Annotated in this window: 8 protein-coding genes; 7 read left to right on the forward strand and 1 reads right to left on the reverse strand. The window is 71.8% G+C overall.

The genetic code is table 11. The features are described 5' to 3' along the window. A partial coding sequence (ftsY, locus tag MTQ10_RS21175) for a signal recognition particle-docking protein FtsY (protein WP_247470626.1) occupies positions 1-1,098 on the forward strand: 1,098 nt, incomplete at its 5' end. A gap of 380 nt (positions 1,099-1,478) precedes the next feature. Here the strand turns inward: ftsY and MTQ10_RS21180 are convergent. Beyond that, the gene (locus tag MTQ10_RS21180) at positions 1,479-2,144 is read right to left on the reverse strand and encodes a bifunctional DNA primase/polymerase (RefSeq protein ID WP_247470630.1); all 666 of its coding nucleotides are present in this window, start codon (positions 2,142-2,144) and stop codon (positions 1,479-1,481) included. 437 nt (positions 2,145-2,581) lie between these two features. Between MTQ10_RS21180 and nsdA the strand changes: the two genes are divergently transcribed. The 6 genes from nsdA to MTQ10_RS21210 all read left to right on the forward strand — a co-directional run. Then, positions 2,582-4,057, forward strand: a complete 1,476-nt coding sequence (gene nsdA, locus MTQ10_RS21185; RefSeq protein ID WP_247470659.1) for a transcriptional repressor NsdA — start codon at positions 2,582-2,584, stop codon at positions 4,055-4,057. 338 nt (positions 4,058-4,395) lie between these two features. Beyond that, on the forward strand, positions 4,396-5,742 hold the full coding sequence (locus MTQ10_RS21190; RefSeq protein ID WP_247470632.1) for an ammonium transporter: 1,347 nt from the start codon (positions 4,396-4,398) through the stop codon (positions 5,740-5,742). Beyond that, positions 5,739-6,077, forward strand: coding sequence for a P-II family nitrogen regulator (locus MTQ10_RS21195; protein WP_003997576.1), 339 nt, complete (start codon positions 5,739-5,741; stop codon positions 6,075-6,077). Before MTQ10_RS21190 ends, MTQ10_RS21195 begins: the two co-directional genes overlap by 4 nt. 25 nt (positions 6,078-6,102) lie before the next feature. Next, on the forward strand, positions 6,103-8,559 hold the full coding sequence (locus MTQ10_RS21200; protein ID WP_247470634.1) for a [protein-PII] uridylyltransferase: 2,457 nt from the start codon (positions 6,103-6,105) through the stop codon (positions 8,557-8,559). Positions 8,560-8,686: 127 nt separating this feature from the next. Then, the gene (gene ffh, locus MTQ10_RS21205; RefSeq protein ID WP_247470638.1) at positions 8,687-10,234 is read left to right on the forward strand and encodes a signal recognition particle protein; all 1,548 of its coding nucleotides are present in this window, start codon (positions 8,687-8,689) and stop codon (positions 10,232-10,234) included. Between the two features lie 149 nt (positions 10,235-10,383). Then, the coding region (locus tag MTQ10_RS21210; protein WP_247470656.1) for an ATP-dependent metallopeptidase FtsH/Yme1/Tma family protein at positions 10,384-11,154 on the forward strand (771 nt) is incomplete at its 3' end.

Genomic DNA, 11,154 nt, shown 5'->3' on the forward strand with positions numbered 1-11,154 from the left:
CCCGACATCACCGCCCCTCCCGCCGAGCCCCACGTCGGCGACGAGGCCGAAACGCCGCGGGAGGAACCGCGGCGCACGATCGAGGAGGTGGATCTCCCGGGCGGCCCGGCGCCCGTCGCGGTCGAGGAACCGCCCGTCGCGGAACCCGTCGAGGCCCCGGAGATCGAGATCCCGGAGCCCACCGAGGGCCGCCTGGTGCGCCTGCGCGCCCGGCTCTCCCGCTCGCAGAACGCCCTGGGCAAGGGCCTGCTGAACCTTCTGTCCCGGGAACACCTCGACGAGGACACCTGGGAGGAGATCGAAGACACGCTGCTCACCGCCGACGTCGGCGTGCAGCCCACCCAGGAGCTGGTCGAGCGGCTGCGTGAGCGCGTCAAGGTGCTCGGCACCCGTACCCCCGAGGAGCTGCGCGGTCTGCTGCGCGAGGAGCTGCTCACCCTGGTCGGCCGGGACATGGACCGCACCGTCCACACCGAGCCGGAGACCAGCAAGCCCGGCATCGTGATGGTCGTCGGCGTCAACGGCACCGGCAAGACCACCACCACCGGCAAGCTCGCCCGCGTTCTGGTCGCCGACGGCCGTACCGTCGTGCTGGGCGCCGCCGACACCTTCCGTGCCGCCGCCGCCGACCAGCTGCAGACCTGGGGCGAACGGGTCGGCGCCCACACCGTGCGCGGCCCGGAGGGCGGCGACCCCGCCTCCGTCGCCTTCGACGCGGTCAAGGAAGGCAAGGAGATGGGCTGCGACGTCGTGCTCATCGACACCGCCGGCCGGCTGCACACCAAGACCGGCCTCATGGACGAGCTGGGCAAGGTCAAGCGCGTCGTCGAGAAGCACGCCCCGCTCGACGAGGTGCTGCTCGTCCTCGACGCCACCACCGGCCAGAACGGCCTCGTCCAGGCCCGGGTCTTCGCCGAGGTCGTCGACATCACCGGCATCGTGCTGACCAAGCTGGACGGCACCGCCAAGGGCGGCATCGTCGTCGCCGTCCAGCGCGAGCTGGGCGTGCCGGTCAAGCTCGTCGGGCTCGGCGAGGGCGCGGACGACCTCGCGCCGTTCGAGCCCGAGGCGTTCGTCGACGCCCTGATCGGCGACTGAGCGCCGCCGTCGCCGGCGTGTCCGAAGCGTCCGGGGAGTCCGACGCATCCGACGCGGTCCGAGGCACCCGACGCGTCCGGAGCACCCGAGGCGCCCGGCGTGCACAGCGAGGAAGCGCCCGCCCCCGGATCACCACCGGGGACGGGCGCTTCACCGTGTGTGCCGCCTCAAGTGTCTCTACGACGCACCTCTACGGGCGTGCTCCACGACGCGCCTTCACGACGTGCCCCTTCGACGCGCCTTCACGAGTGCCCCTTCGACGAGTCTCTGCGACCTGCCCCTACGGCCCGCCTTCGCGACGTGCCCTCACGGCGCCGAAGAGCCGTACGCTCCCGGACGCCCTCCGGCGCCACGGAGCCCCGGCCCTCGCACCCCCCGCCTCACCACCCCCGCGACCGGTGCGCCACATACGCCAGCGTCCCCAGCAGCAGGCGGGCCTCCGGGGGGCGCGTCGCCGAGTCCAGGGCCGGCGGGCGCAGCCAGCGCACCGGGCCGAGGCCGCCGCGGTCGGAGGGCGGCGCCGTGATGTACGTACCCGGGCCGAGGCCGCGCAGGTCGAGCGCCGGGTCGTCCCAGCCCATCCGGTACAGCAGCCGGGGCAGTTCGGCCGCGCCGCCCGGCGCGACGAAGAACTGCGCCCGGCCCTGCGGGGTCGCGGCGACCGGGCCGAGGGGCAGGCCCATGCGCTCCAGCCGCACCAGCGCCCGACGCCCGGCCTGCTCGGCCACCTCGATCACATCGAACGCCGTACCGACCGGCAGCATCACGGCCGCGCCGGGGAACTCCGCCCACGCCGCGCTCACCTGGTCCAGCGTCGCGCCCGCGGCGATCATCGGCGCGAAGTCGAGCGGATGCGCGCCCGGCGTACGGCAGTCCGGGCGCCCGCAGGAGCACACCCCCGCGGCGGCACGCGCGCCCGGGACGACGTCCCAGCCCCAGAGGCCCGTGAACTCGGCGACTGCGGTGCACTCCGACGAGCGGCCGCGGCGACGCGAGACGGACCGGATGTCGCGGATGCCCCGACTGCTGCCGATCGTGAAGCCCATGCCCCCTCCAACGGGTCCGACGCACCGGTGGTTACGAGACGCGCCCGGAATATGACCGTGCGTCACCGAGCCGTCGCGCCCGGACGGCGTCCGGATGCACGGCCGGTGGCGCGAGCGGCGCCGCGCGCCCCCGCGTGCACCGCTGCTCTCACTCCCGACTGTCCTCTGTCAAGTGAATCGCGCGCAGCCCATCGTGGGTTCATTCGAAGGGGTGGCGAATGGTGGCGTTTCCGCAATCGCCATGGCAGGACGGGTGATCGTAGGATTACGGTGAGTGCACGAAGCCGCGGGGCACATGCACTCACGGGTATGCCGGAGGCAAGTCGGTACTCCGTTCGAAGGGTGGCAACTGCCGGACGAACGCCGGGAGTACCGGCATTCTGATAGGGCTTGGCGCACTCGGCGGCAGGCGATCTTGAGGGATGGGGGCGTTCCAAGTGGGCGGCAACGGCGGTGGCGGGACGAACGCTGACAAGCGCGCCAACGAGCTGCTCGGATCGTGGTTCGTCCGCAGCGGCTGGTCCAAGGGCGAACTGGCCCGCCAGGTCAACCGCCGGGCCCGGCAGCTCGGCGCCAACCACATCTCCACCGACACCTCCCGGGTGCGCCGCTGGCTCGACGGGGAGAACCCGCGCGAACCCATCCCGCGCATCCTGTCCGAGCTGTTCTCCGAGCGGTTCGGCTGCGTCGTCTCCATCGAGGACCTGGGCCTGCGCACCGCACGCCAGACGCCCTCCACCACCGGCGTCGACCTGCCCTGGACGGGCCCGCAGACGGTGGCCCTGCTCGGCGAGTTCTCGCGCAGCGACCTGATGCTGGCGCGGCGCGGCTTCCTCGGGAGCTCGCTGGCCCTGTCCGCGGGCCCGGCCCTCATCGAACCCCTCCAGCGCTGGCTCGTGCCCGCCCCGCCCTCACCCGCGCGGGAGCCCGAGGCAGTGCCCACCTCCCGCGCCCGCGGCCGGCTGTCCAAGCCCGAGCTGGACCTGCTGGAGTCCACCACCGTGATGTTCCGGCAGTGGGACGCCCAGTGCGGCGGCGGACTGCGCCGCAAAGCCGTCGTCGGCCAGCTCCACGAGGTCACCGACCTCCTCCAGGAACCCCAGCCCGAGGAGACCTCCCGCAAGCTGTTCAAGGTCGCCGCCGAACTCGCCGAACTCGCCGGCTGGATGTCGTACGACGTGGGGCTCCAGCCCACCGCGCAGAAGTACTTCGTGCTCGCCCTGCACGCCGCGAAGGAAGCCGGTGACAAGCCGCTCGGCTCCTACATCCTCTCCAGCATGAGCCGCCAGATGATCCACCTCGGCCGCCCCGAGGACGCCCTGGAACTCATCCACCTCGCCCAGTACGGCAGCCGCGACTGCGCCAGCCCCCGCACCCAGTCCATGCTGTATGCGATGGAGGCCCGCGCCTACGCCAACATGGGCCAGCCCGGCAAGTGCAAGCGCGCCGTACGGATGGCCGAGGACACCTTCGCCGACGCCGACGACTGGGACGAGCCCGAGCCCGACTGGATCCGCTTCTTCTCCGAAGCCGAACTGCACGGCGAGAACAGCCACTCCTACCGTGACCTCGCCTATGTCGCCGGCCGCAGCCCCACCTACGCCTCCCTCGCCCAGCCGCTGATGGAGAGGGCCGTCGAGCTGTTCGCGAAGGACACCGAGCACCAGCGGTCGTACGCGCTCAACCTGATCGGCATGGCCACCGTCCACCTGCTCCAGCGTGAACCCGAACAGAGCGCCGACTTCGCACGGCGCGCGATGAAGGTCGCCAAGAAAGTCCGCTCCGAGCGCGTGAACACCCGTATCCGCAAGACCGTGGACACCGCCGCCCGGGACTACGGCGACCTCGCCGAGGTCGTCGACCTCACCGACGTGCTCGCCGTCGAACTGCCCGAGAGCGCCGAGGCCGTCTGACCGGCCCGCCCCCTTCAGACCCCGGCCGCGGCCGGCCCTCCCGAACTGCCCGACTCGGCTCCCCCATGCCAGGTCATCGGAAGGCCGACCGCGGCCGGTCCCCTGTTCCCCCCGGTGAACAACACCGTGAAGGTTGCGCCACGATAACGATCGGCGCGAGCGACATCAGCCAGTTCATCGACGCGTAACACACCAGGCGCCTTCGTCACGGCGGCGAAACAACGAGGGGCTTCCACCGAAACCGCGCTGCGCCAATCTCATGGCCCATAACCGGCCCACCCCTCACACCGCCTCTGGCTTCGCCCGCACAGGGCCGTAACTACGACGAGGAGACGCCGATGGCACCAGCCATCACGCTGGCGGCAGAGCCCACACTCTCCGCCGCGAACACAGGTTTCATGCTCATCTGTTCCGCCCTGGTGATGCTCATGACACCGGCCCTCGCCTTCTTCTACGGAGGCATGGTCCGCGTCAAAAGCACCCTCAACATGCTGATGATGAGCTTCATCAGCCTCGGGATCGTCACCGTCCTGTGGGTGCTGTACGGCTTCTCCCTCGCCTTCGGCACCGACTCCGGCAGCATCATCGGCTGGAACAGCGACTGGGTCGGCCTCAGCGACATCGGCCTGACGGAACTGTGGGACGGCACCACCATCCCGCTCTTCGTCTTCGTCGTCTTCCAGATGATGTTCGCGATCCTCACCCCCGCGCTCATCAGCGGCGCCCTCGCCGACCGCGTGAAGTTCAGCGCCTGGGCCCTGTTCATCGCCCTGTGGGTCACCGTCGTCTACTTCCCCGTCGCCCACTGGGTCTGGGGCGCCGGCGGCTGGGCCTACGAGCTCGGCGTCATCGACTTCGCCGGCGGTACCGCCGTCCACATCAACGCCGGTGCCGCGGCCCTCGGCGTGATCCTCGTCATCGGCAAGCGCGTCGGCTTCAAGAAGGACCCGATGCGCCCGCACAGCCTCCCGCTGGTCATGCTCGGCGCCGGCCTGCTGTGGTTCGGCTGGTTCGGCTTCAACGCCGGTTCCTGGCTCGGCAACGACGACGGCGTCGGCGCGCTGATGTTCGTCAACACGCAGGTCGCCACCGGTGCCGCCGTCCTCGGCTGGCTCGCCTACGAGAAGATCCGCCACGGCGCCTTCACCACCCTCGGTGCCGCCTCCGGCGCCGTCGCCGGCCTCGTCGCCATCACCCCCGCCGGTGGTGCGGTCTCCCCGCTCGGCGCGATCGCCGTCGGCCTCATCGCCGGTGTCGTCTGCGCCATGGCCGTCGGCCTGAAGTACAAGCTGAACTACGACGACTCCCTCGACGTCGTCGGCGTCCACCTCGTCGGCGGCATCATCGGCTCCCTGCTCATCGGCTTCTTCGCCACCGGCAAGGGCCAGTCCGACGTCGCGGGCCTCTTCTACGGCGGCGGCCTCGACCAGTTCTGGAAGCAGTGCGCCGGTGTCTTCGCCGTCCTCGCCTACTCCCTGGTCGTCTCCGCGGTCCTCGCCTTCCTCGTCCACAAGACGATCGGCATGCGCGTCACCGAGGACGAGGAAGTCGCCGGCATCGACCAGGCCGAGCACGCCGAGACCGCATACGACTTCAGCGGGGCCGGCGGTGGCGCCGCCCGCACGACCGCCGTCCCGGACGCCGCCCCCGCGGCCGACGCCGCAGCCAAGAAGGTGGACGCATGAAGCTCATCACCGCCGTCGTCAAGCCCCACCGGCTCGACGAGATCAAGGAAGCCCTCCAGGCCTTCGGAGTGCACGGCCTGACCGTCACCGAAGCCAGCGGCTACGGCCGCCAGCGCGGCCACACCGAGGTCTACCGCGGTGCCGAGTACACCGTCGACCTCGTCCCCAAGATCCGCATCGAGGTGCTGGCCGAGGACGACGACGCCGAACAGCTGATCGACGTCATCGTCAAGGCCGCCCGCACCGGCAAGATCGGAGACGGCAAGGTCTGGTCCCTCCCCGTCGAGACGGCCGTACGGGTCCGCACCGGCGAACGCGGCCCGGACGCCCTCTGAGCCGCACGAGAACAGGAGTCGCCGGGTGACGAGTACGAGCGTACGCAACGAAGCAGAGGACTCCGGACCCAGCGGCTACGCGGCGGCCCGGCTGCGCCTCCTCACCGAGGAGGCACGGCCCGGGCCGCCGCGCCGTGCGGCCCTGTCCGACCTGACCGACGACTGGCTGGCCCAGCTCTTCACCGCCGGCGCCGGCGACCTGCGCGGCGTCTCCCTCGTCGCCGTCGGCGGCTACGGACGCGGCGAGCTGAGCCCCCGCAGCGACCTCGACCTGCTCCTCCTCCACGACGGCTCCGACCCCGGCGCCGTCGCCGCCCTCGCCGACCGCCTCTGGTACCCCGTCTGGGACCTCGGCCTCGCCCTCGACCACTCGGTCCGCACCCCCGCCGAGGCCCGCAGGACCGCCGGCGAGGACCTCAAGGTCCAGCTCGGCCTCCTCGACGCCCGCCATCTCGCCGGCGACCTCGGCCTCACCGCCGGACTGCGCACCGCGATCCTCGCCGACTGGCGCAACCAGGCCCCCAAGCGCCTCCCCGAACTGCGGGAACTCTGCGCCGAACGCGCCGAACGCCAAGGCGAACTGCAATACCTCCTCGAACCCGACCTCAAGGAGGCCCGCGGCGGCCTCCGCGACGCCACCGCCCTGCGCGCCGTCGCCGCATCCTGGCTCGCCGACGCACCCCGCGAAGGCCTCGACGACGCCCGCCGCCGCCTCCTCGACGTCCGCGACGCCCTCCACCTCGCCACCGGCCGCGCCACCGACCGGCTCTCCCTCCAGGAACAGGACCAGGTCGCCGGCGCACTCGGCCTGCTCGACGCCGACACCCTGCTCCGCCAGGTCTACGAGGCCGCCCGCGTCATCTCCTACGCCGGCGACGTCACCTGGCGCGAAGTCGGCCGCGTCCTGCGCTCCCGCTCCGCACGACCCCGGCTGCGCGCCATGCTCGGTGGCAGCAGACCCGCCCCCGAACGGTCCCCCCTCGCCGAAGGCGTCGTCGAACAGGACGGCGAAGTCGTCCTCGCCCGCGCCGCACGCCCCGACCGCGACCCCGTGCTCCCGCTGCGCGCCGCGGCAGCCGCCGCACAGGCCGGTCTCCCGCTCTCCCTGCACGCCGTACGGCGCCTCGCCGCGACCGTGCGCCCCCTGCCCGCGCCCTGGCCCGCCGAGGCACGCGAACAGCTCGTCACCCTCCTCGGCTCCGGCCCGCCGACCGTCCCCGTCTGGGAGGCACTGGAGGCCGAAGGGCTCATCACCCGGCTCCTGCCCGACTGGGAACGGGTCCGCTGCCGCCCCCAGCGCAACGCCGTCCACGTCTGGACCGTCGACCGGCACCTCATCGAGACCGCCGTCCGCGCCTCCGACTTCACCCGCCGCGTCAGCCGCCCCGACCTGCTCCTCGTCGCCGCGCTGCTGCACGACATCGGCAAGGGCTGGCCCGGCGACCACTCCGTGGCCGGCGAGATCATCGCCCGGGACGTCGCCGCCCGCATCGGCTTCGACCGCGCCGACGTCGCCGTCCTGTCCACCCTCGTACGGCACCATCTGCTCCTCGTCGAGACCGCCACCCGACGCGACCTCGACGACCCGGCCACCGTGCGGCACGTCGCCGAGGCCGTCGGCAGCCAGTCCACGCTGGAACTGCTGCACGCCCTCACCGAGGCCGACGCCCTCGCCACCGGGCCGGCCGCCTGGTCGTCCTGGCGCGGCTCCCTCGTCGCCGACCTGGTCCGCCGCGTCTCCGCCGTCCTCGCCGGCGACGCACCCGAGGAACCCGAGCCCGCCACCGCCACCGCCGAGCAGGAACGGCTCGCCCTGGAGTCCGCCGCCACCGGCGGACCCGTCCTCGCCCTGCGCGCCCAGACCGAACCGCCCGGCCCGGACGCCCCCGCCGACCCCACCGGGGAACCCGAGCCGCTCGGCGTGCAGTTGCTCATCGCCGTACCCGACCGGCCGGGCGTGCTGCCGGCCGCCGCCGGGGTGCTGGCGATGCACCGGCTGACCGTGCGCACCGCCGAGCTGCGCGCGCTGGAGCTGCCCGACGGGGTGGACGGATCCGTGCTGCTGCTGGAGTGGCGGGTCGCCGCCGAGTACGGCTCCCTGCCGCAGGCCGCCCGGCTCCGCGCCGACCTCGTACGCGCCCTCGACGGCAGCCTCGACATCGCCGGGCGGCTCGCGGAGCGCGACGCCGCGTACCCGAGGCGGCGCGGGGTGCTCGCACCGCCGCCTCGGGTGACCGTCCACCCGGCCGCCTCCCGGCTCGCCACCGTCATCGAGGTCCGCGCCCAGGACGCGCCCGGTCTGCTGTTCCGCATCGGGCGGGCGCTGGAGGACGCGGGGGTGCGGATGCGCAGCGCCCACGTCAGCACCCTCGGCGCGAACGCCGTGGACGCCTTCTACGTCACCGACGCCAAGGGCGCCCCGTTGCCCGCGGAGGAGGCCACGGCGGTGGCACGGAAGCTGGAGGAGACGCTGCGGGGGTGACGCCGGCGCCGCCCGCGTCCGCGTCCCCCGTCCGCCGCAGTCGGCGGACGGGGGACGAATCGCTTGCCGGGCCGGATACTCTGGAAGGCGCTCAGCACTGCTCCCGACTTTGAGGACCGACGCCGCCGTGTTCGATACTCTCTCCGACCGCCTCTCAGCCACTTTCAAGTCCCTCCGGGGCAAGGGCAGGCTCTCTGAGGCGGACATCGACGCCACGGCACGCGAGATCCGCATCGCGCTCCTCGAAGCGGACGTGGCGCTGCCCGTCGTGCGTTCCTTCATCAAGAACGTCAAGGAGCGGGCCCTCGGCGCCGAGGTCTCCAAGGCGCTGAATCCGGCGCAGCAGGTCCTCAAGATCGTCAACGACGAGCTGGTGACCATCCTCGGCGGCGAGACCCGCCGGCTGCGCTTCGCCAAGCAGCCGCCGACCGTGATCATGCTGGCGGGTCTCCAGGGTGCCGGTAAGACCACCCTCGCGGGCAAGCTCGGCCGCTGGCTCAAGGAGCAGGGTCACTCCCCGCTGCTGGTCGCCTGTGACCTCCAGCGTCCCAACGCCGTCAATCAGCTGAGCGTCGTCGCCGAGCGCGCCGGTGTCGCGGTGTACGCGCCGGAGCCGGGCAACGGCGTCGGTGACCCGGTGAAGGTCGCCAAGGACTCCATCGACTACGCGAAGTCCAAGGTCCACGACATCGTCATCGTCGACACCGCCGGCCGACTCGGCATCGACCAGGAGATGATGCAGCAGGCCGCGGACATCCGGGACGCGGTCAGCCCCGACGAGATCCTGTTCGTCGTCGACGCGATGATCGGTCAGGACGCCGTCAACACCGCCGAGGCGTTCCGTGACGGTGTCGGCTTCGACGGTGTGGTGCTGTCCAAGCTGGACGGTGACGCCCGCGGTGGTGCCGCGCTGTCCATCCGGCACATCACCGGCAAGCCGATCATGTTCGCGTCCAACGGTGAGAAGCTCGAGGACTTCGACGCCTTCCACCCGGACCGGATGGCCTCCCGCATCCTCGACATGGGTGACCTGCTCACCCTGATCGAGCAGGCGGAGAAGACGTTCAGCCAGGAAGAGGCCGCCAAGATGGCCTCCAAGCTGGCGTCCAAGAAGGGCCAGGACTTCACCCTCGACGACTTCCTGGCCCAGATGGAGCAGGTCCGGAAGATGGGCTCCATCTCCAAGCTGCTCGGGATGCTGCCCGGCATGGGCCAGATCAAGGACCAGATCCAGAACCTGGACGAGCGGGACGTCGACCGCACCGCCGCCATCATCAAGTCGATGACCCCGGCCGAGCGCCAGGACCCGACGATCATCAACGGCTCGCGCCGTGCCCGTATCGCGCGCGGTTCCGGTGTCGAGGTCAGCGCGGTGAAGAACCTCGTCGAGCGGTTCTTCGAGGCCCGCAAGATGATGTCCCGCATGGCGCAGGGCGGCGGCATGCCCGGTATGCCGGGCATGCCCGGCATGGGCGGCGGACCCGGCCGGCAGAAGAAGCAGCAGAAGAAGGCCAAGGGCAAGCAGCGCTCCGGCAACCCGATGAAGCGCAAGCAGCAGGAGCAGGAGGAGGCCGCGCGGCGCGCCGCCGCCGCTCAGGGCGGTGCCTTCGGGCTGCCGCAGCAGGGCGGGCAGGAGTTCGAGCTGCCGGAAGAGTTCAAGAAGTTCATGGGCTGACGGTTCGAGGTGTACGACGCCGGGGGCGCCCTCCGTCACGGAGGGCGCCCCCGGCGTCGTACACGGCCGTCCGCAGGGCCTTGACAGGGGCTGCCCCCGGCGTCGTACATCCGCATGCCGGTGCGGCATTCGTGTCGTAACGTCCGGATATGGCCAACGCTGCCCCGCCGCGCAAGTCGCCCGACCAGCCCTGGCGTACCGAGGGCGCCCCCGAGGAGCCGCCGAAGCCGCCGGGCGGGGGACGGCTGCGCTGGTGGCGGCTGGTCCTCGCCGCGGTCGTCGTGTTCGTGCTGGCCAACCTCGTGCTGTCGCTGCTGGACGAGGAGAACGAGCCGACGATCTCCTACACCGAGTTCACCAAGCAGGTCGACGCGGGCAACGTCAGCAAGATCTACGCCAAGGGCGACGCGATCCAGGGGCAGTTGAAGAAGGGCCGGAAGAACCCGGACGGCGACGGCACCTACACCAAGTTCAAGACGGAACGGCCGACCTTCGCCGACGACGGGCTGTGGGACGCCCTCACCAAGAACAACGTGACGGTCACCGCGGAACCGGTCGTACAGCACCGCAGTTTTCTGGCCAATCTGCTGATCTCGCTCGCCCCGATGCTGCTGCTGATCGCGGTGTGGGTGTTCATCGCACGGCGGATGAGCGCCGGAATGGGCGCGGGCGGCATGCTCGGCCGCAAGGCGCCGCCGAAACCCGTCGAGCTGGAACCGGGCGAGCGGCGCACCACCTTCGCGGACGTGGCCGGTATCGACGAGGTCGAGGGGGAGCTGAACGACGTCGTCGACTTCCTGAAGAACCCGGACGCCTACCGCCGGCTGGGCGCGAAGATGCCGCGCGGGCGGGCGCTGGGCGTGACGCTGTCCACGCCGGACACCGACCGGTACGCGTACACCGAGGAGTACCTGCGGGGC

Source organism: Streptomyces sp. XM83C (assembly GCF_023072675.1).
Lineage (GTDB): Bacteria > Actinomycetota > Actinomycetes > Streptomycetales > Streptomycetaceae > Streptomyces > Streptomyces thermocoprophilus.

Coding starts and splice junctions, on each gene's coding strand:
- MTQ10_RS21190 (WP_247470632.1), top strand. CDS start 4,396: ATGGCACCAGCCATCACGCTGGCGGCAGAGCCCACACTCTCCGCCGCG.
- MTQ10_RS21180 (WP_247470630.1), bottom strand. CDS start 2,144: ATGGGCTTCACGATCGGCAGCAGTCGGGGCATCCGCGACATCCGGTCC.
- MTQ10_RS21195 (WP_003997576.1), top strand. CDS start 5,739: ATGAAGCTCATCACCGCCGTCGTCAAGCCCCACCGGCTCGACGAGATC.